The sequence below is a fragment of the Bifidobacterium sp. LH_558 genome, from assembly GCF_056356295.1.
In genome coordinates this window covers 147,099-168,262 of record NZ_JBKETZ010000005.1, presented here as the reverse complement: position 1 = coordinate 168,262, position 21,164 = coordinate 147,099, and the positions used below count along the sequence as shown (strand labels likewise).

Below are 21,164 nucleotides of genomic sequence, written 5' to 3'. Positions count from 1 at the left end.
GTCATGCCGGACGAAGTCGTTTGATGCCAAATCCGCGCACCGTCTGCGTTCCACCCCGCATCGCCACGGGATCGTCATGCCGAGCGGAGTCGATTGATGCCAAATCCGCGCACCGACCGCGTCCGCCCGCTTCACCGCGGGATCGTCATGCCGAGCACAGTCGAGGCATCTCCTATTGTCGGAGTCACCTCGCGCGAGGATGCGCGGTCAGATACGCTTCAATAAGGTTCTCCGGCGCGACATGCGTGTAGATCTGCGTGGTGGTGACGCTGGCGTGTCCCAGCAGCTCCTGCACGGTGCGCACGTCCGCGCCTCCCTGGATCAGATGCGTGGCGAAGGAATGCCGTAGGGTGTGCGGATGCAGCGGTTTGTCGATATGCGCGCGCTCCCCCGCGCCCCGCACGATCTCCCACACCGATTGGCGGGAGAGACGCCGCCCCCGCTTGTTGAGGAACAACGCGCGCCTCTCCACGTTCGTGGGTTTCGCGCGCCGTTCGAGTTCGGGGCGCGAGCGTTCGAGATAGCGCCGCAATGCCACGCAGGCGTAGCCTCCGACCGGCACCAGACGTTGTTTGGAGCCTTTGCCCATGAGTCTGGCGACCTGTTCGTCGAGGTTGATGTCTTCGAGATTCGCGCCGGTGGCCTCGGAGACGCGGCATCCGGTGGCGTACATGAATTCGAGCAACGCCTTGTCGCGCAGCGTCACCGCGTCGAAACAGGCGTCTTCGGCGTTCGGAGAGTTCGGAGCAGTCGAACTGTTCGGGGCGTTCAGAGTATGCGGACTGTTCGGAGCAGTCGGAGCGACCGTGTCGAGCAGTTGCGCAACCTCGTCCACCGTGAGCACGTCCGGCAGCGTGGACGCGCCTTTGGGGGCCTTCACCGCGGCCGACACATCATCGGCCACGACGTGCTGGGTCAGGGCGAATTTATGGAATTCATGCACGCTGGCGAGGCGGCGCGCCTTGCTGCGCGCGCTTTCGCCGGCGTCGTCGAGCGAGGCGACATACCCTTCCACGTCATGGCGGGTGATGTGGGAGAGGTCGTCGATGCTTTGCGCGTCCAGCCAGTCGAAGTATTTGCCGAGATCGGATTCGTAGGCCTTCACCGTGGACGGAGCCAATCCGCGTTCCACATCGATATGGGCGAGGAACTGCTCAAGCAGCGGCGCGAATCCATAAGTCATAGGCTCCAGTGTATTACGGCGGGTTCGCCGCGCGATGCCATCAGATACGACGATGCCCCGCTCACCTGTGGCGAGCGGGGCATCGTGTCAGAAGAATCGATCAGGCCTCGACCGGGGCGTTGACGTCCTCGGGCAGGGCGGCCTTGGCGGCGTCCACGATGGCCTTGAAGGTCTCGGGATCGGACACGGCCAGCTCGGCGAGAGCGCGGCGGTCCAGCTCGATGCCGGCCAGCTTCAGGCCCTGGATGAAGCGGTTGTAGGTGATGCCCTCAGCGCGGACCGCGGCGTTGATGCGCTGGATCCACAGCTTGCGGAAGTCGCCCTTGCGAGCCTTGCGGTCGCGGAAGTTGTAGTTAAAGGAGTGGAGCAGCTGCTCCTTGGCCTTGCGGTACAGACGGGAGCGCTGGCCGCGGTAGCCGGAAGCCCTCTCGAGAACGACGCGACGCTTCTTGTGGGCGTTCACTGCGCGCTTGACACGTGCCATATTCTATTCCTCAGCTTTCTTAAAGGTCGTAAATTCCGGTGGGGCTCACTTGTTGAGCATGCGCTTGAGCTTCTTGGCCTGCGGAGCGGCGATTACGGCGTCATTGGACAGCGCGCGACGCTTGCGGGACGACTTGTGCTCAAGGTTGTGGCGCATGGCGCTGCCGACCTGCATCAGCTTGCCCTTGCCGGTGACACGGACGCGCTTGGAAGCGGCGGAATTACTTTTCATCTTCGGCATTGCTGCCCTCCTTGGTGTTGTTCTTCTGTTCGGAAGTCTGGGGTGCGATCTTGGCGTTCGCCTCGGCCACGGCCTGGGCTTGGGCCTCCTGCTTGGCGGCAAGGCGCGCAGCCTGTCGAGCCTGACGTTCGGCGCGGGACTGGTCGCCGCGACGACGCTGCTCGGACTGGGTATGCACCTTCTTGCCCTTGGGTGCCAACGTCATGATGATGTTGCGGCCCTCCTGCTTCGGCTGGGACTCCACCGTGCCGAATTCCTCGACGTCGGCGGCCAGACGCTGCAGCAGCTCCACGCCACCGATCGGGCGGGACTGTTCGCGGCCTCGCAGCATAATCGTGACCTTGACCTTGTCGCCGCCGTTGAGGAAGCGGGTCACATGGCCCTTCTTCACCTCGAAATCGTGGTCGTCAATCTTCAGGCGGAAACGGATCTCCTTGATCTCCGCCGTGCTCTGGTTCCGGCGAGCCTCACGAGCCTTGATCTTCTCGTTGTACTTGAACTTGCCGTAATCGATGAGCTTCGCAACCGGAGGCTTCGCGTTGGGCGCCACCTCGACGAGATCGAGGTTCGCTTCCTTCGCCAGGTTGAGGGCGACCGCGGTCGCGATGACTCCCACCTGCTCGCCCTTCGGGCCGATCAGGCGCACCTGCGGGACGCGAATCTCGTCGTTAATGCGTGGTTCGTCGCTGATGATGACTCCAATCCTCATGTTCCTTCAGCGGTGTTCCGGACTGGATGTCTTCAAGCTTCGTGTTCATGGCAAGCCACAACCTGCGCCCTATATCGCGCGCAATCGCATATGGACACCTTAAAGTGTCGCAAACCGTTCTCTACCCGCGCGTCGAGCGCCCGGAACGGTGAGGCTGTTGCCTTGAACCCGAAGCCCTGAAAGGCTTCCAGGTGGGGAATTCCCGCTTTCTTGATTTCTCAAGCCTTGTCGATACTACCATATGGTCGGACAACCGCGACACGCGGGCCGGCCGCGTGTCAGCGCAGCGCGTCGAGCAGGCCGGAGATCCCCTCTTCGCGCAGGATCTCGCGGTAGGGTTCCGCCTCCCGTTCGATCAGTTGGTCGATGGCGCGCATGCCCAGCACTTCGACCGGCGCCTGGTCGTCGGTGAGGATCGTCGCGTCCGCATCCGGCTCGTCGACCTCTTCGAAACGCGCGGCCACCTCGTCCATCTCCCATTTGAGCTCGTCGCTGTGCGTGCGCATGTAGGTGGTGGAGCGCAGCGGGATCGCCTTGGCATCGCGTTTGATGTCGCTCGCGCCCTTGGTGGATTTGTCCTCGCCGATGGTTTTGGCGAACAGCTCGCGGTTGGTGGTGTTCGGCACGTCGGCGGTGAGCATGTTGCGTTCGCCGAAGACGCTGGCGATGGTGTCGGTGAGCGCCTCGTTGATCGAGCCTTCACCGTCGGAGATCATGTTCATGTTCACCACCATCACGCCGCCGGGGTTGAGATGCTCCTTGACCATCTCGAAGAACTCCACCGAGCTCATCTGGAACGGTATGGTGATGTCCTGATAGGCGTCGACCATGATCACGTCGTAGGTGTCGCCGCTGGCGGCGAGCCATGCGCGGCCGTCGTAGGTGGAGACGGGCACGTCGGCCGGCTCGTCGAAATACTCCCCCGCCAGTTTGGTGATCTTCTCGTCGATCTCCACGCCGGTGATCTCCATATCCGGGTAGTACTGCCTCAGTTGGCGCGCGTAGGTGCCGGTGCCCATGCCGAGGATCAGGGCGGAGTCGGCGTTGTCGGCGAGCGCGGGGGCGGCCAGGGCCGTGTCGTAGTACATGCCGGTGAGGCCTTCGTCCTTCATGGTGACGGACTGCACGCCGAAGAGCACGTTGGTGGAGAGGATCGTGCGGTCGGAAAGGTTTTTGACCTGCAGATAGTTGTAGATCGATTCGCCTTCGTAGGCGAGGTTCGTCTCCCAGAACGCGAAGCCGCTTAGGGGCGAGACGCAGGAGGTGGCCACGAAGATGAGCGTTGAGACGACGCAGGCGATGCGGCGGGCTTTGATCGAGATGAAGTAGACCAAGGGGATCAGCAGCAGCACGCCCGAGAAGATCAGGAAGGTCACGAAGGTGCCCACCGCGGGGATGGTCACGAAGGTGGGCAGGAAGGTGCCGAGTATCGAGCCGATGGTGTTGCATGCGGAGAGCCGGCCGACCACGGAGGCGTTGTCGTCGAGCGAGTCGGTGGCGAATTTGTTCAGCCCGGCGGTCACGGTGCCGAGCAGGAACAGCGGCGGCACGAAGATGACCATGCAGCTGACGAAGGCCGCGACGATGAGGAAGTTGGTCGACACGCTCACGATGAGCAGGCCGGAGATCGCCAGAATCACGTATTTGCCGACCAGCGGGATCAGCGCGATCCATACGGCCGCGATCATGATGCGGAAGTACAGCTTGTCGGGGTTCGGATCGCGGTCGGCCCATTTGCCGCCGAATACCGCGCCGAGCGCCAGCGCGATCATAATGGTGCCGATGATGATGGTCCATACGATCTGCGAGCTGGAGAAGTAGGGTGCGAGCAGTCGCGAGGCGCCCAGCTCGGCGGCCATGACGGCCATGCCCGCGAAGAACTCCGTGATGTAGAGGAAGATCTTCGATGTGAGGATGGGCCGTTCGCTGTCCTGCGTCTTCACCGCCATGCTGATTCTTCCCTCTCGTATGCGCGCGAATTTGAACTGCGCTTAGACTACCAGCCCCATGTGCCGGCGCGTGGATGTTTTTTGCACAGCGAACCCGATGTCTTGGGCGCAAGCCGTCTCGGGACGAAAGCCGGCTCGGGACACGATGCGTTCGACAGGGATGACGACCGCCCCGCGAGCCGCATCGGGCGCGTACACTGGCCGGTATGAGCGATATGGGCAAGGTATGCGTGGTGTTCGGGGCGGGAAGCTACTACGACGAGGTTCCCGTCATTCCCCAAGGCGCGCTGGTCGTGGCCGCGGACGGCGGCTACGACCATGCGCTTTCGTTGGGCGTCACGCCCGATGTGGCGATCGGCGATTTCGATTCGATCAGTGCCGCGCCGAATCCCCTGTCGGATGGCGATGCCGCGGGCGAGGGCGTGCGCACCATCGCGCTGCCCGCGCAGAAGGATGAGACCGACATGCCGCAGGCGGTGAAGGTCGGATGGAACCAAGGCATTCGCGTGTTCCATATCTTCGGCGGGCTCGGCGGCCGTCTCGACCATGCGTTGGCGAATCTGCAGCTGCTGGCGGGCATCGCGCAGCATGGCGGCATCGGCTTTCTGCATGGCGACGGCAGCGTGGCCACGGCCGTCACCGATGGTGAGATTCGATTCCCCGCGAACCAGGTGGCCGCGCGGCGCATGGTCTCCGTGTTCGCGCATTCCGACACGGCGTTGGGCGTGACGATCCGGGGGCTGAAATACGAGACGCAATCCGTGGATTGGACCAACAGCCACGCGCTGGGCGTCAGCAACGAGTTCCTGCCCGGCGTGGAATCCTCCATCAGCGTGCGCGAGGGCACCATCGTCGTCACCTACCCCGTGGAGGCGCCCCAGCCCGAATGGTCGAGCGGCGTGAGCCAAGCCGCCTCCTTCGGCGCGATCGACGACCATCAGTCCGAACTGCTCTCCCCGCTGTTTCATGGCTGACGGAGAGTCCTTATAAATTGTGAGCGTTCACGGAAAATTGCGCCATCCGGCTGAAAACACGCGCCAAAACGTTGGCGTAAGTACAGGCAACGCATTAGAGTAAAGAACGTTGGTAAACAATGGCCGCCGCGCCACCGTGCGCCAAGGCCTATCCCCAAGGGAGAAATACATGACAGTTAAGATTGGTATCAACGGCTTCGGTCGTATCGGTCGTCTCGCCTTCCGCCGCATCTTCGAGCTTCAGGCTCGCGGTGGCCAGGCTGGTGACATCGAAGTTGCCGCCATCAACGATCTGACCTCGCCGGCCGCCCTCGCCTACCTGCTGAAGTACGACAGCACCCATGGCACCTTCAAGCACGACGACGGCACTCTGGTCGACGTGAAGGCCACCGAGGACTCCATCATCGTCGACGGCAAGGAATACAAGGTCTACGCCGAGAAGGACGCCAACAACATCCCGTGGGTCAAGAACGACGGCGTCGAGTTCGTGCTCGAGTGCACCGGCTTCTACACCTCCGCCGAGAAGTCCCAGGCCCACCTCAACGCTGGCGCCAAGAAGGTTCTGATCTCTGCTCCGGCCAAGGACGCCGACACCCCGACCGTCGTGTTCGGTGTGAACCACGACATCCTCAAGGCCGACGACGTGATCGTCTCCGCCGGCTCCTGCACCACCAACTCCATGGCCGCCATGGTCAAGCTGCTCAACGACAAGTGGGGCATCAAGGCCGGCTTCATGACCACCATCCACGCCTACACCGGCACCCAGATGATTCTGGACGGCCCGCGTGGCACCAAGTCCGGCCGCGACCTGCGCGCCGCCGCGGTGAACACCATCGCCCACTCCACCGGTGCCGCCAAGGCCATCGGCAAGGTCGTTCCGGAAGTCAACGGCAAGCTGCAGGGCCACGCCCAGCGCGTGCAGGTTCCGGACGGATCCGTCACCGAGCTGACCACCGTGCTGAACGTCGAGACCACCGCCGACGAGATCAACGAAGCCTTCAAGGCCGCGTTCTCCGATACGGATTACTACGGCTACAACGATGAGGGCATCGTCTCCGGCGACATCATCGGCGACACCCACGGCGGCGTGTTCGACCCGACCCAGACCGACGTCAACACCGTTGACGGCGTGACCCTGGCCCGCACCGTGTCCTTCTACGACAACGAGTACGGCTTCACCTGCAACATGGTGCGCACCCTGCTGTACTTCGCCGAGATCTCCGAGTGACCCACCGCGGTCTGACGGCCGCAACGGTTCTCCAAGAACTCATCAGGAAGCCCTCGCCCCAAGGCGAGGGCTTCCTCGTTATTACGTCTACCGGCGGAGTTCCGCCAGCTGAACCGTCATGGGACAGCCCAGTGGGGTGTCCCATAGGTGAAGTGAGCAAGACGCAGTCTTGCGAAGGCTACCGGCGGAGTTCCGCCAGCTGAACCGTCATGGGACAGCCCAGTGGGGTGTCCCATAGGTGAAGTGAGCAAGACGCAGTCTTGCGAAGGCTACCGGCGGAGTTCCGCCGGTAGCACGAAATGCATGGTTTCCTTGATGGTCTCCACGGAGGCGATGTCGACGTAGCCCATATCCCGCAAGGCCGCAACCACGCCTTCGACGTATTCCTCGGGCACCGACGCACCCGAAGAGACGCCCATGGCTTCGACGCCTTCGAACCATGCCGGATCCAGTTCGCCTGCGTCGTCGACGCGGTGCGCGTCGCCGCGGCCGGCCAACGCCTCCTGCGCGACCTCCATCAGACGCACGGAATTCGACGAATTCGCCGAGCCAACGATCACCACGGCGTCGGATTGCTCCGCCACGAGTTTCACCGCGGCCTGACGGTTGCTGGTCGCATAGCAGATGTCGGAGCTCGGCGGCTCCTCGATCCACGGGAACCGGGCCTTCAGGGCGGCAATCGTCTCGGCCGTCTCGTCGATGCTCAACGTGGTCTGGCTGAGCAACACCAGCTTGGTCGACGGCTCGAATTGCAGGGTCGCGACGTCGCCGGCGCGTTCGATCAGATGCACGTGCTCGGGGCTCTCCCCCACCACGCCGACCGCCTCATCGTGGCCGTTATGCCCGATGTAGACGATTTCGTATCCTTCGCGCACGAAACGCAGCACCTCGCGATGCACCTTGCCCACCAGCGGGCAGGTCGCGTCCACGACATGCAATCCCCGCTCCTTGGCTTCGCTTTTCACCGCGGGCGACACGCCATGCGCGGAGAACACCACCGGAATGCCCGCAGGGCCGGCCTCGTCCGGAATCTCGTCCAATTCCTCGACGAACACCGCACCCTGCGCGGCCAGATCCTCGACCACGTGGCGGTTGTGCACGATTTGCCGGCGCACATATACCGGGGGCAGACCGTCCGCACGCGGGGACGCGCCGTCGCCGGCGGCTTTGAGTATCGTCCGCACGGTCAGGATCGCCCGGTCCACCCCGGCGCAGAATCCGCGCGGATCCGCCAATACGATACGTTTGCCCATCTTGCGGTCGCCTCCTTGTTGCTTTTACGACTTTCCAGTGTATCGGCCCACGTGTATCGGCCCGAAAGCCCGAGACGACCTCCCCCAAGCTCCTACGTGCGGAGCCGGCCGATATGGGCCCGTCCGGAGCCCAGCGCGCCGGAACCCCATCAGGTACTAAACTAGTGCGTTAGCGATAACAATCGTTATCGGACAACGACATCAGCACTTTTGGGAGTGATCATATGGCATGCACGAACCTGCCTCCGCGCACCGGACAGCAGTACGCGATTTCCTACGGCGACTACCAGGCCGTCGTCACCCAGCTCGGCGCCACGCTGCGCAAGCTCACCTATCAGGGCAAGAACGTGATCGTGCCGCTCGGCGCCGACGATCTCGTGACCTGCTGCCACGGCCAGATCCTCATCCCCTTCCCCAACCGCATCGAAGCCGGCACCTACACCTTCGAAGGCAAGACCTACACGCTGCCCATCGACGAGCACGACCGCAACACCGCCATCCACGGCTACGGCTACCGCTCCTATTGGAATCTGGTGAGCCTTGAGGAGGCCAAGGTCACGCTGTCGTGGCGCTCTCCGCATATGAACGGCTACCCCTTCGACATCGTCGTCACCGCCACCTATGAGCTGAGCGACAAGGGCCTGTCCATCACGATCGCCGCCACCAATCACGGCGACGCGAACGCCCCGTGGGCTCTGGCGATCCACCCGTGGCTCGACAACGGCTTCAACGGCTACGGCGACGAAATCGACGAGCATAACGCCCAGTGCTCCCTCACCGTGCCGGCCGACACGCATGTCACCGTCGACGAGAACCTCATCCCGACCGGCACCGAGCCGGTGGACGGCACCAAGTACGATCTGCGCCAGCCCACCCTGCTCACCGAGCAGCCGTTCGATGATGCGTGGACCGGCCTGCATCACGACGCCGACGGCACTGTGACCGCCACGTTCACGCGCCCCGACGGCCTGACCATCAAGGTGGGCGGCGACGAGACCATCACCTCGTTCCAGGTGTGCACCGGCACTAAGTTCCCCGCCTTCCAGCATCCGGCCGGCACCGCGGTCGAACCGCAGACCGCCTACGCCAACGCCTTCAACACCGGCAACGACCTGATCGTCATCAAGCCGGGCGAGACCAGCTCCACCGCGCTGTTCCTCAGCGCGCAGCAGGCCTGACGAAGCCACCGACGCGGCTTCGGGCAAACCGCCGAACGGACGGCCGGCTTGCCTGAAGTCGCGTCTGTGTGCGATAATCCCGTAGGCTTATTCATCATAAGTAAAGGAGTCCATCATGGGCATGCGCGGACGCAAGCGCAAGGATCGTCGTAAGAAGGCCGCCAACCACGGCAAGCGCCCAAACGCCTGATCTCACGCGTCAAGAAACGTGGAAACCCGCCCGAGCGAAAGCTGGGCGGGTTTTTCGTATTCCGCGGGCTATTCCTTGCAGCAATGGTCGAGCGCGTCACGCAGACGCGACATCAGACACTCAGGCGCCTGTTCGGGGCGCAGATAGGATCGCAGCATCGCGATCAGCGCCTGTTCGCGCTCGTCGCAGCATGTGGACGGGTCGAAACACTCCTCCGCCCCATCCACGCGGGTGGCTTTGATCACCGTTCGCGACGAGATGCCCTCACCTTCCATACGGGCGGCATCATCCGTCTGATCTTCGCACACCGTGGTCACGGCGGTGATGCGCACGTCCGTATGGGTCACCGTGCCGTCCGCATCCGTATGGGTGATGGAGATATGACGATGACGTTCGATGGGATCGTTCATGCTCGCTCCCTTCCACCGACGGCCACGTTGCTGCTTTCATTATCGCGGCTTTGCTGGGATTGCGCGGATAGTGAACCGCGTGGGGTTCGCGTGTCGTATCCGCGTTCTTTGGCGTAGACGGCGAGTTCGCGTTTGAGCTGCGTGCGCGCGCGGTTGAGACGGCTCATCACCGTGCCGATTTTGACGCCCTGTTCGTCGGCCACCTGCTGGTAGGACTTGCCGTCGATCGCCGCGTCGATGAACACCTGGCGGCGTTCCGGGCTGAGTTTGGCGAGCGCGGCCATGATCTCCTCGGGCGCGAAGGCGTCGAGATACTCCTGTTCGGCGGATTTCATTCCTTCGGAGGAATGTTCGGAGGCGGCGTAGATATCCCAGTCATCGTATTCGCCGCTGGAATCGTTGGCCCGCTGGGGGCGGCGCTTCGCCTTGGCGTACTGGTTGAAATACGCGTTGCGTTCGATGGTGGTCATCCACGCTTCGAAGTTCGTGCCCTGCTCGAAGGAATCGAAGGCTTTGAATCCGCGTTCGAAGGTGTCTTGCACCAGATCCTGCGCATCCTCGGGATTGTTCGTCAGCCGCATCGCCTGCCGGTAGAGCACGTCGACGGCGGGCATGGCAAGCTCCTCGAATCGCGCTCGGCGTTCGGCCATGGTCTCCGTCTGTTCTTCCGTCACGATGCACCATTCTAACCCGTCGACCCACGGCTTTTGCCCCTTCGCCGCCTCCCGAATCCCTACTACCACCAAAAACGCACATGCCAACGGGTAGAATGGCTCTTCGTTATAACCGTTAAGGGAGAAAAAAGAACACCATGGCTTTGACACTGGCTACGGCCGCCGATCTGCTCAAGCGTCACCATCTGCTCCGCGAAATCGTTCAGGGCGACATATGGACGATGGATGCCCGTCGGATATCGACCGCCGACGAGCGATTCGATTCCGTCACCTACGACACCCGGCAGGCCGCGCCCGGCGCGCTGTTGTTCTGCAAAGGACAGTTCAAAGCCGAGTATCTCGAGAATATCGACGATAAGGGCATGGCCGCCTATGTGGCGCAAACGGACTATTCCGCCGTCACCTCGGCTCCCGGACTGATCGTCAACGACGTGCGCAAAGCCATGAGCCTGCTCTCCTCGGAGTTCTACGGCCGCCCGCAGGACGAGCTGACGGTGGTCGGCATCACCGGCACCAAAGGCAAAACCACCACCACGTATTTCACCCAAGCCGTGCTGAACGCCGCCTCGCAGGGCAAAGCCGCCTTGTTCTCGTCGGTCGACAACTGTTTGGACGGACACACCTATGAGGAATCCGATCTGACTACGCCCGAGTCGATGGACGCGTTCCGCATGATGCGCACGGCGGTCGACAACGGTATGCGCTATCTGGTGATGGAGGTCTCCTCGCAGGCGTACAAGGTCGACCGCGTCTATGGACTCACGTTCGATGTCAGCGCGTTCCTCAACTTCTCCCCCGACCATATCAGCGAGATCGAGCACCCCACATTCGAGGATTATTTCTATTGCAAGCGGCAGATCGTCGCCAACTCGCGCGCGCTGGTGTTGGGCGAGGAGATTGACCACGCCGGCATCGTGCTTGAGGACGCGGCCGCGGCCGGCGTGCCCGTCAGCCGATTCGTCATGGGAAGCGCGGACGGCTCCGATCAAGCCGTGGTCGCGGCAGCCCCAACCGATGCCTCCCATAGCGCCTTCCATATGACGTCACGCGATGCGGACGGCACCATCATGGACCTGGGTGAATACCATCTGGCATTGGACGGCGATTTCAACTACCGCAATGCGGCAGCCGCCGTGGCGATCGCCCTCGCCGCGGGAGTCAAGGCGGACGATGCCGCAGCCCTGCACGCCATGGAGTCGGTGCGCATCGCCGGGCGTATGGAGCAATTCCAAGACACCCAGTCGAACACGTTGGCCATCGTGGATTACGCGCACAACTACGCGTCGGTGACGGCGCTGCTGGACTTCGTCGAGGACCGCTTCGCCGATCTCGATCCGCGCATCACGCTGGTGACGGGCTCAGCGGGCAACAAAGCCTACGACCGCCGTCAGGAGATCGTCGAAGCCGCCCAGAACCGCATCAGCAATTTCGTGTTCACCGCGGAAGACACCGATACCGAACCGTTCATCGACATCTGCATGGAGATGAAGGGGTATGTGACCAACCCCGAGGTGCGTTCCACGGTGATCGACGACCGCCCCTCGGCCATCGCCAACGCGGTGTACGACGCCCGCGCGCACGCCGACCGGTTCAATGTGCTGCTGCTCATCGGCAAAGGCGACGAACGCTGGATCAAGGACCACCACAAGCATGTGCCGTTCGAGGGTGACGACCGCATCGTTCAACGGCTGTTCGGTCTCGCTGAGCACTGATATTCCACGAGGTCGCCGCAACGGGCCGTCGAGCCGGGATTGCGCCAAGCTACGCAAGGTATACGAAGGAGAACAAGCATGATCACATTGGAACAGGTGGACGCGGCTCGGCTGGAACAGGAGGCGCGTGAGCAGGGCGTCACGCTGCCCATCGAGCAGACCGGCGTCTGGGCCGCATATCAGGCCGGCATCAACGGACGCACGCCGTGGGGCTGCTATCTGGTCAAGCGCGACGGCGACACCATCGCATTCCTCTCCCTGATCGATTTCGAAACCCACGGATACCACTATCTGCGATCCCTGCACGGCCCGACCTGGCAGGAGCGGCCCACCGAATCCGAAGAGCGCGAGGTTGTGGCCGCGTTGAAGGCCGAAGCGCGCAAGCGCGGCACGAACATCGCGTTCCTGCGGCTTGATCTGTGGCATGAGGCGGGCACGTTCCCGGTGCTCTCCACCGTGCCGTACGACCAGACCGTGGTGATCGACGTGACGGGCGGCGACGACGCGATCCTCACGCGGATGAAGCGCCGCGGACGTCGCGATGTGCGCAAGGCGCTGCGCGAGTGCCCCGCGGTCTGCGCGGATGAGACGCAACAGGCGATGGCCGATTTCACCGAATACTACGATGTGATGGTCGAAACCGGAAAGCGCGACGGCTTCACCCCCGCGCCAATCAGCGACTACACCGACATGATCACCGCTTTAGGCGCGGAGCACTGCCGTGTGTTCGCCGCCCGCATCGACGGACGCGTGGTCGCATGGTCGATCGTGACCATCAATGGCACCCATGCGGTGCGCTATTACGCAGGCATGCGCTCCGAAGTGATGCGACTGCATGTGACGGACCGTCTGCTGTACGCGGAATGCTGCGTTCTGGGAGAGCAGGGCATCACCGAATACGATCTGATGGGCATCGGCTCGGATTTCGCCCCGTCCCTCAAGGGCCTGAACGAGTTCAAAACGAAGTTCACCGAGGAGATCACCCCCGTGGCGCCCGGCCGCGACGTGCCGGTGAAATCCCTGTTCTACACGGCGCTTCGCCTGCTGCAATCGTTGCGCCGTCGCCTGCGTTAGTCAGTTTCTTCGACTTCGCTCCCATCCCATATCTCGTCATGCCGAGCGAAGTCGAGGCATCTCCATCCCACGCCTCGTCATGCCGAGCGAAGTCGAGGCATCTCCAACCCCAAGATGACCACTCACGCGTCACGTTCGAGTTTCTGGCTGACCACGGCGGTGACGCCGTCGGCGCGCATGGTCACACCGTACAGGGCGTCGGCGATGCTCATCGTGCGCTGCTGGTGCGTGATGATGATGAGCTGGGCATGCTCGCGCAACTCGTTGAACGCGTTGATCAGTCGGGTGAGGTTCACGTCGTCAAGCGCGGCCTCCACCTCATCCATCACGTAGAACGGGCTGGGACGCGCGGTGAAGATCGCGAACAGCAGCGCCAGCGCGGTCAACGAACGTTCGCCGCCCGACAGCAGGCTCAACTGCTTGACGCGCTTGCCCGCCGGACTGGCCTCAACCAGCACGCCGGTGGTGAGCATGTCGTCGGGATTCTCCAAACGCAGTCTGCCCTGCCCGCCGGGGAACAGCGTGGAGAACATCTGCTCGAAGGCTTTGGCCGTGTCTTCGAAGGCGCTGGCGAACACGTCGACCATGGTGGTGTCGAGGTCCTTAATCAGGCGCATCAGATCGTCGCGGCTGTTCGCCACGTCGGCGCGTTGGTCGTTGAGATACTTGTTGCGTTCCTGCAGCGCGTCGTATTCCTCCGTGGCCAAGGGGTTGATCTTGCCCAGCGCCGCCAAGTCCCGCTTGGCCTTCTCAAGCCGCTTCTGCTGCTCCGCCCGATTGTAGGGCACAGTCTGGCAATCATCCCCCTCTTCGAGCGGGACGGGATTGCCGTTGTCGTCCAATACCGGCACCGGCTGGTCGGGGCCGTATCCGGCGATCAGCTCCTCCAAGGTCATACCCAATTCGTCGGAGACCTTCTGAGTGAGCTGTCCGTGTTCGGCGGCCAGACGTTCGCGGTTCACGTCGAGCACATGCTCGCGTCCGGTCAGATCGGTGACCTTCGGTTCGATCTCGTTACGCCGCGCACGCAGCGTCTTCAGCTCCTCGTCATGGCTGGAGGCGGCCGCCTGCAATTCCTCACGCCTGGCCACGACTCCGGCGACGGCTCCGGACACCAGCCGCGCCGCCTCGGCGGCCTGGTCGGCGATGGTCGCCATGCGTTCGGACTGCGCCGCGCGACGTTCGTTCAACGCCTCGATGCGCGCCCGCCGTTCGACCGCCTCCTTGGCGTTGTCACGCAACAGTCCCGCCTGCCTTGCCAAGGATTCGGCTTTCCGGCTGGTTTCGGTCCATGCGATTTTTGCGGCGACCTCATGCTCGCGGGCCATGTTCAACGCCGATTCGAGCTGCTGTTCGCGTTGGGCCAGCTCGTCGGAATCGGCATGCTCGCTGCCGGAGTTTTGGGCCGCATGCAACGCCCTGTTCAAGTCGTCGAGTTTGAGCTGATGCGCCTCGCGGCTTTCGGTATTGTCGGCGATTTTGGCGTCCAATGCGGTGATCTGTCGTTCGAAGGTGGCCACGCGGTCGCCCGCGGCCTTCAACGACTTCGCGGCCTGCTCGGCCTTCAACCGCGCTTCGGTGCGTTTGGCCGTCTCCGCGTCGACCACGCGGCCGGCCGCATCACGTCGGACCGTGGCTTCGGACACCTCTTCGGCGAGCGATTCGCCCTGCTTTGTCAACTCTTCGACCTGACGCAACGCCTTGTCGCGGCGAGCCGCCAACGACAGATCGCTTTGCGACAGCGACGAGCCGCCGATCGCGCCGACGGCGTTCACCAATTCGCCGTCCTTGGTCACCGCCTGTCGCCAAGGTCCACCATTCGCCACGCTGTCGCGCACCACGGTGACGGCGTCGTCAAGCGTCTCCACCGCGGCGATATCCGCCAACAGTCGACGCACGGCGGCCACAATGGCCGTGTTCTTTCCGCCGGCCAACCCATGCGTGTTCTCGGACACCAATCGCGCCGCGCACAACGCGCTCGATTCGCCGTCGCCTTCCGCGGCGGCATCATCGAAGGGATGCAGCAGCACCGCCTTGCCGAGACGGTCCTCATGCGCGCGCCGCAGCGCGTGCAGCATATGATCCTCCCCCGGCACGATGATGGCGCTGGCGAACTGGTCCAAGGCATGGGCGATGGCCTCCTCCCAGCCTTCGGCCACAACGATGGCGTCCGTCAGACGCCCCAACGCACCGACCTGCTCGTCCTTCTCCAAAGCGCCGGAAGCGTTGCGGCTTTCCAAGGTGTCCTGCAACGCGTCGGCTTTGGCCTGCGCCGAAATCGCTTTGGCATTCACGTCACGCTGGCGGTCCAACAAGTCGTTGAGAGCCTCGCGGCACTGGGCGAGCACAGCACGCGCCTCGTCCAAAGCCTTGCCGTCATCATCCGCGGATTCCTCGGATTCACGCTCCAAAGCCTGACGCTGAACCACAGCCTCGTCGCACTGCGCACTCAGGGAGTCACGTTGCGTGGAGAAATCCTTCGCACGCGTTTCCGCCAGTTGCACCGCCGACTCCTCGCGGGCGATCATCTCGCGCAGACGTGCGATCTGGGTGTCGCGTTCCTGCGCGGTTTTACGCAATTCGGTCAAGGTCTGCCGCACGGAGGCGAGTTTCTTCTCGCCGTCGGCTCGCTCTTCGGTGGCCTTGTCCAACGCGAGCCGCGCGTCGTCGACCATGGCGGCATGCGCCGTGGCCTGCTCCTCAAGCTCTTTGGCGCGCCGCTCCAGCAGTTCGGGGTCCTCCCCCAGATTGGTCACCATCTGCCCCTGCAGGGAACGCACACGCTCCTGCGCCACGCTGGATAGCGAGGTGAACCGTTCCTCAAGCTGCGAGAGTTCGCGCCATTGCCGGTTCACCTCGTCGATGGCGGGATTGGACTGCGAGCTGAGTGCCTCCACCTGTTCGATACGCACCTTGACCTCGGCCAAATCGCGTTGCACCTCGGCGAGACTGCCGCGCACTTCGGCCAGTTCGCCGCGCACCGACTCGCGTCGGAACAGCGAGCGCTGCGCGTCTTCGGCGTACAGACGCGATTGCGCGTCACGCAGACTCACCTGAATCGATTCGGCCCGGCGGGAGATGCGCGCCTGCCTGCCCAAAGGACCCAACTGGCGGTGGATCTCCCCCAAGAGATCGTCCAGACGGGACAGATTGGTTTCGGTGTTCGCCAGTTTGCGCAGCGCGCGTTCCTTGCGTTTGCGATGCTTGAGGATGCCGGCGGCCTCTTCGATGAACGCGCGGTGTCCGCTTGGGTCGGCGCGTAAGATAGCGTCCAAACGCCCCTGTCCGACGATCACGTGCATCTGCTGGCCCAAACCGGTGTCGCTGAGCAGCTCTTGGATATCGAGCAAGCGGCATTGCGAGCCGTTGATCGCGTATTCCGAGCCGCCGTTGCGGAAGATGGTGCGCGAGATGGTGACTTCGGTGTAGTCGATGTCGAGCGTGTGGTCGGAGTTGTCGATCGTCAGGCTCACCTGCGCGCGGCCCAGCGGCGGGCGGGACGAAGTGCCGGCGAAGATCACGTCCTCCATGGAGGTGCCTCGAAGGTTCTTCGCCCCCTGCTCGCCCATCACCCAGGTCAGCGCGTCGACGATATTCGATTTGCCGGAGCCGTTGGGGCCCACGACGGCGGTGATGCCGGGCTCGAAACGCAACGTGGTCGACGATGCGAAGGATTTGAATCCGCGGAGGGTGAGTTCCTTAAGGTACATATGCGTCAGTTCTGCGTCGGTTTCTAGGCGGCGTCGGAGTCCGAAGTCGCGTCCCAATCGTCGTCGGATTCGTCCGTTTCCTCGTTCTCGTCATAGGGGTCGACGGCCGGCTGGTGGATGCTCATCGCCTGCTTCATCACCGGGCTGGCGTGTTCCTTAAGCATCGCGCGCGCGTCGCCGGCGGTGACGAAGCTGCCGCAGATCAGCACGCCATAGCCGTAGCCCACACCCACCTCGTCTTCGGCGTCGACCATATTCACCGCCTCTTGGATGGCGTCGGGCAGTTCGTACTGCTTGAACACGCGGTCGCGGCCGAACACCTCCACGGCGATCTGTTCGAGCTCGTCGGCGGGCATGACGCGTTCGCGCCAGGAGTTCTCGGTGACCACCACGGCGGACAGCAGCGGTTCGAGCACGCCGAGATACTCCTCGACCTGCTTGTCTCGCATCATGGCGATCACGCCGACCAGCTGCTTGAAGTCGTAGTTCTCCTCCAACGCCTCGCGCAGGGCTTCGGCGGCGTTCACGTTGTGGCCGCCGTCGAGAATGATCGTCGGCGAATTGCGGATCTGTTCGATGCGTCCGGGCACCTTGACCTGGCTGAGCGCCTCGGCCACCACATCGCCGTCCAACGGTCCGGCGACCGGAATCACAACCTCGGCCGCAGCCAAGGCGGCCAGCGCGTTATGCGCCTGATGTTCGCCGAATTTGGCGATCGGCACGCCCTCATAGGTGCCGTTCGGGGTACGCAGGGTGGCGACCTGTCCGCCGACCGCGGGCATACGCTCGCCCACCTCCATCTCGTAGCCGTCGCGCACCAGCGTGGCATGGTTGGCCTGCGCGGCCTGCTCGATAATCGGCATCACGGCGTCCTCATGCGGCTGAGGCCCGATCACGGCGGTGCAGCCGGGTTTGATGATGCCGACCTTCTCGCCGGCGATCTGTTCGACGCTGCCGCCCAGCCACTGCATATGGTCCATATCGATCGGTCCGATGATCGCCGCGTCGGCGTCGAGCACGTTGGTGGCGTCCCAACGACCGCCCATGCCGACTTCGACGACGGCCACATCCACCGGCGCGTCGGCGAACTTCCAGACGGCCATGGCGGTGAGCACCTCGAAGAAGCTCATGCGGGGCTTGCCCAGCTCCTCCATTTTGGCGTCGACCAGCGCCACCAGGTCCTTCGTCTGATCCCACACGTCGATGAAGTCGTCGTCGGAGAGCTGCTGGCCGTCGATGGCGATGCGCTCGTTGACCTTCTCCAGATGCGGCGAGGTGTACAGACCGGTACGCATGCCGTAGGCGCGGCAGATCGCCTCGGACATACGGGCGGTGGAGCCTTTGCCGTTGGTGCCGGTCACATGGATCACGCGGAACGACTCCTGGGGGTTGCCCATGATGTCGAGGATCAGGCTCATGCGGTCGAGGTCGAGATTCGTGGTGTTATGCTCCGTCGGACGGCTCATGATGTCCAGTTCGACGTCGCGGATGGTCTCGTTGTTCCGGTTCGGATGCTCGAATGACATGGGTTCCTCTCATAGTTTGCAAACTTCCCCCATTCTAGTCACTACCTTCAACCTCCCAGTCACTGCCTTCAACCTCGAGTTGGCACTTCATGCCTCCAGTTGGCACCCGAGTGCCGGAGCCTCGCTCGAGCATCGGCGGGATGCCGCGGATCGCCGACGAAGAGGTCGCGGCGCGGGTGCCAACTCGACGCTCGAAGTGCCAACTCGTTATCATGGTTCGGACTACGATGGGGTGCGGTATTCATATCGCGAGCGAACATGCAAAGGAGTGTTGAGCATGGGTGAGGTCATCACCGACAAAGACAAGGAATACGAGGCCGCGGAACAGGCCGCCGCAGCCGAAAGCGAGCAGGAGGTCTCCGATCGTGTGAACAACCGTTCGTTGCGCCCGCAGTCGGCCGCGTTCGAGGAGTTCATGCGTTCCGGTTGGGCCGACGGCGATCCCGACATTGCGCCGCTTGAGGCCGCGCAGTACACACCCGCCCGTCTTGAGGCGCTGGGCAAGGCCTTCCCCGGCGAGCGCATCGTGATTCCCGCGGGCCAGCCGAAGGTGCGCAGCAACGACTGCGACTACATGTTCCGCCCCGACACCACCTTCGCCTATTACACGGGTCTCGGCGTGGACTATGAGGCCGGCGCGGTGCTGGTACTCAATCCGCTCGATCCTGCCTCGCCTCAGGCGCAGGCCGGCGCGACCCATACGCCGGAATTGTTCGTCGCCCCGCGCGCCGACAACAGCACCACCGATTTCTTCCGCAACGCCCACTACGGCGAGTATTGGGTTGGCCCGCGCGCCGGCGTCAAGGAGATGGCCGCGATGACGGGCATCGAAACCCATGACATCGCGCAACTGGCCGATGCCTTGGGCAAGGACGTGGGCACCGAGGCCGGCGCGGTGCGCGTGCGCGTGGTGCGCGAGACGGACCCGGAGATCACCGCCATGGTGGAAGGCATCCGCCAGGCCAATGGTTTCGCCGATCCGGATCAGAACACGGCCGATGACGACAAGCTGCACGAGTTCGCCGCCGAGGCCCGCATGGCCAAGGACGCCTATGAGGTGGTCGAGATGCGCAAGGCCGTGGACGCCACCAAGGCGGGCTTCGACCGTCTGCTCACCGCACTGCCGGCCGCGCTCGACCAGCCGCGTTCCGAGCGCGTGCTCGAGGGCGCGTTCAATTCCGTCTCCCGCGAGCTGGGCAACGCCGTGGGCTACGACTCGATCATCGCCTCCGGCCCGCATGCGCCGATCCTGCACTGGATGCGCAACACCGGCGTGGTGAAGAACGGCGACCTGCTGCTTGTGGACGCCGGCGTGGAGGTCGATTCGCTGTACACCGCCGACATCACCCGCACCTTCCCCACCAACGGCAAGTTCACCGACTTCCAGAAGACGCTGTATCAGGCGGTGCTGGACTCCCAGCAGGCCGGTTTCGAGGCGGCCAAGATCGGTGCCACGTATTCCGACATCCACCATGCCTGCATGCGTGTGATCGCGGAGCGTCTGCATGAGTGGGGTCTGCTGCCGGTGAGCGTGGAGGAGTCGCTCTCCCCCGAAGGCCAGCATCACCGCCGTTGGCTCGCCTGCGGCGTGGCGCATCATCTCGGTCTCGACGTGCACGATTGCGCGCAGGCCCGCTTCGAGGCGTATCAGGGCGCGCCGCTGCGTGAAGGCATGATCTTCACCATCGAGCCCGGCCTGTACTTCCGCGAGGACGATCTGCTGATTCCACCGGAATACCGCGGCATCGGCATCCGCATCGAGGACGACGTGCTGATGACGGCCGACGGCCCCGAATGGATTTCCGCCGGCATTCCGAAGGAGATCGACGAAGTCGAAGCCTGGATGCGCGATCAAGCCGCCAAGGCCTAATCGATACGTCATCCTGAGCGGAGGCGGAGCCAAGCCACGAATGCCTGACGTCGTCCACCGCCCTGACAAACAAGCCCCCGTCATCCTGAGCGGAGGCGGCGCAGGAGTCGAAGGATCTCATCTGAAGATCGAGAGATTCTTCGACTCCACTGCGTTCCGCTCAGAATGACGGTTTTGACATCGACAATGGAGTATCGGCAAGGAGACCACTATGGCAACGCCGCAATTCGTACTCGATTTGCGTAAGAAGATCGGTCATGATCTCTTGTGGATGATGGGCGTGACCGGTCTGGTGCGCGACGGTCAGGGCCGTATTCTGCTCGGCCGTCGCGCCGACACCGGCGAATGGGCTTTGGTCTACGGCATCAACGAGCCGGGCGAGCAGCCCGCCGACACGGTGGTGCGCGAAATCAAGGAGGAGACGGGCGTGGACGCGGTCGTCACCGATCTGGTGTCCGTCACCTCCGATCCGAATCCTATGACCTATGCGAACGGCGACATCGCGCAGTATATGGACCATTCGTTCCTATGCGAGGTTGCGCCGGGAGGCAACGCCGAACCGTTTGTGGGCGACGATGAGAGCCTGAACGTCGGCTGGTTCGCCATGGATGACCTGCCCGAACCGTTGGCGAAAAGCACCGTGGAACGCTTGGCCCTGTTCCGCACGTTCATCGAGAACAAGGCCAAGGGCGACGCCCACGCACTGTTCCTGTACGGCGGCATGCGACACTGACATCCGAGTTCGTCTCAGTGCCTATAACGACACGTCGTGCCTTTCGCACTTTAACGAACCATGTGCG

17 protein-coding genes and 1 pseudogene are annotated in these 21,164 nt (G+C 63.3%); 8 read left to right on the top strand and 10 right to left on the bottom strand.

Translation table 11 applies throughout. The annotated features are described in order from the left end of the window. Window positions 1-184 precede the first annotated feature (184 nt). The 5 genes from xerD to AC1AV0_RS08010 form a co-directional block, all read right to left on the bottom strand. Window positions 185-1,183, bottom strand: a complete 999-nt coding sequence (gene xerD, locus AC1AV0_RS08030) for a site-specific tyrosine recombinase XerD (protein WP_476572837.1) — start codon at window positions 1,181-1,183, stop codon at window positions 185-187. Between the two features lie 100 nt (window positions 1,184-1,283). Beyond that, the gene (gene rplT / locus AC1AV0_RS08025; RefSeq protein ID WP_094637071.1) at window positions 1,284-1,667 is read right to left on the bottom strand and encodes a 50S ribosomal protein L20; all 384 of its coding nucleotides are present in this window, start codon (window positions 1,665-1,667) and stop codon (window positions 1,284-1,286) included. Window positions 1,668-1,712: 45 nt separating this feature from the next. Continuing rightward, the gene (rpmI, locus tag AC1AV0_RS08020) at window positions 1,713-1,907 is read right to left on the bottom strand and encodes a 50S ribosomal protein L35 (RefSeq protein WP_476572834.1); all 195 of its coding nucleotides are present in this window, start codon (window positions 1,905-1,907) and stop codon (window positions 1,713-1,715) included. Next, a complete protein-coding gene (gene infC, locus AC1AV0_RS08015) occupies window positions 1,888-2,616 on the bottom strand; it encodes a translation initiation factor IF-3 (RefSeq protein WP_094637070.1) in 729 nt (242 codons plus the stop codon). Before infC ends, rpmI begins: the two co-directional genes overlap by 20 nt. A gap of 278 nt (window positions 2,617-2,894) precedes the next feature. Continuing rightward, window positions 2,895-4,565, bottom strand: coding sequence for a spermidine synthase (locus AC1AV0_RS08010; RefSeq protein WP_476572832.1), 1,671 nt, complete (start codon window positions 4,563-4,565; stop codon window positions 2,895-2,897). 215 nt (window positions 4,566-4,780) lie between these two features. On the opposite strand from AC1AV0_RS08010, the gene AC1AV0_RS08005 reads away from it, so the two are divergent. Both AC1AV0_RS08005 and gap read left to right on the top strand, forming a co-directional pair. Further along, window positions 4,781-5,539 (top strand): thiamine diphosphokinase, encoded by a 759-nt coding sequence (locus AC1AV0_RS08005; protein ID WP_476572830.1) that lies wholly within the window; start codon window positions 4,781-4,783, stop codon window positions 5,537-5,539. Between the two features lie 169 nt (window positions 5,540-5,708). Beyond that, a complete protein-coding gene (gene gap / locus AC1AV0_RS08000) occupies window positions 5,709-6,767 on the top strand; it encodes a type I glyceraldehyde-3-phosphate dehydrogenase (RefSeq protein ID WP_072725214.1) in 1,059 nt (352 codons plus the stop codon). A 269-nt stretch (window positions 6,768-7,036) separates the two neighbouring features. On the opposite strand, the gene AC1AV0_RS07995 is transcribed toward gap, so the two are convergent. Then, entirely contained in the window at window positions 7,037-8,020 is a 984-nt protein-coding gene (locus tag AC1AV0_RS07995; RefSeq protein ID WP_476572827.1) for a 4-hydroxy-3-methylbut-2-enyl diphosphate reductase, read from the bottom strand. Window positions 8,021-8,244: 224 nt separating this feature from the next. Between AC1AV0_RS07995 and AC1AV0_RS07990 the strand changes: the two genes are divergently transcribed. Next, a complete protein-coding gene (locus AC1AV0_RS07990) occupies window positions 8,245-9,198 on the top strand; it encodes an aldose 1-epimerase family protein (protein ID WP_476572825.1) in 954 nt (317 codons plus the stop codon). A gap of 115 nt (window positions 9,199-9,313) precedes the next feature. After that, window positions 9,314-9,388 carry a 50S ribosomal protein bL37 gene (locus AC1AV0_RS07985; RefSeq protein ID WP_003817083.1) on the top strand — a complete coding sequence of 25 codons (75 nt, stop codon included), beginning with the start codon at window positions 9,314-9,316 and terminating at the stop codon, window positions 9,386-9,388. 68 nt (window positions 9,389-9,456) lie between these two features. Here the strand turns inward: AC1AV0_RS07985 and AC1AV0_RS07980 are convergent, their stop codons facing one another. Both AC1AV0_RS07980 and AC1AV0_RS07975 read right to left on the bottom strand, forming a co-directional pair. Then, window positions 9,457-9,798 carry a hypothetical protein gene (locus AC1AV0_RS07980; RefSeq protein WP_476572823.1) on the bottom strand — a complete coding sequence of 114 codons (342 nt, stop codon included), beginning with the start codon at window positions 9,796-9,798 and terminating at the stop codon, window positions 9,457-9,459. Continuing rightward, entirely contained in the window at window positions 9,795-10,448 is a 654-nt protein-coding gene (locus tag AC1AV0_RS07975) for a sigma-70 family RNA polymerase sigma factor (protein WP_476572986.1), read from the bottom strand. Before AC1AV0_RS07975 ends, AC1AV0_RS07980 begins: the two co-directional genes overlap by 4 nt. Window positions 10,449-10,609: 161 nt before the next feature. Between AC1AV0_RS07975 and AC1AV0_RS07970 the strand changes: the two genes are divergently transcribed. Beyond that, entirely contained in the window at window positions 10,610-12,184 is a 1,575-nt protein-coding gene (locus tag AC1AV0_RS07970; protein WP_476572821.1) for a UDP-N-acetylmuramoyl-L-alanyl-D-glutamate--2,6-diaminopimelate ligase, read from the top strand. Between the two features lie 78 nt (window positions 12,185-12,262). After that, window positions 12,263-13,258, top strand: a complete 996-nt coding sequence (locus tag AC1AV0_RS07965) for a lipid II:glycine glycyltransferase FemX (protein WP_476572819.1) — start codon at window positions 12,263-12,265, stop codon at window positions 13,256-13,258. A 122-nt stretch (window positions 13,259-13,380) separates the two neighbouring features. Here AC1AV0_RS07965 and smc read toward each other — a convergent pair whose 3' ends face one another. Both smc and AC1AV0_RS07955 read right to left on the bottom strand, forming a co-directional pair. Beyond that, complete coding sequence (gene smc / locus AC1AV0_RS07960) at window positions 13,381-16,968, bottom strand: chromosome segregation protein SMC (protein WP_476572817.1); 3,588 nt, start codon at window positions 16,966-16,968, stop codon at window positions 13,381-13,383. 56 nt (window positions 16,969-17,024) lie between these two features. Further along, window positions 17,025-18,494 (bottom strand): annotated as a pseudogene (locus tag AC1AV0_RS07955) (bifunctional folylpolyglutamate synthase/dihydrofolate synthase); the annotation flags it as partial. Between the two features lie 277 nt (window positions 18,495-18,771). Here AC1AV0_RS07955 and AC1AV0_RS07950 point away from each other — a divergent pair. After that, window positions 18,772-20,364 carry an aminopeptidase P family protein gene (locus AC1AV0_RS07950; protein WP_476572815.1) on the top strand — a complete coding sequence of 531 codons (1,593 nt, stop codon included), beginning with the start codon at window positions 18,772-18,774 and terminating at the stop codon, window positions 20,362-20,364. Window positions 20,365-20,575: 211 nt separating this feature from the next. Further along, window positions 20,576-21,097, top strand: coding sequence for an NUDIX hydrolase (locus AC1AV0_RS07945; protein WP_476572813.1), 522 nt, complete (start codon window positions 20,576-20,578; stop codon window positions 21,095-21,097). Window positions 21,098-21,164: the final 67 nt, after the last annotated feature.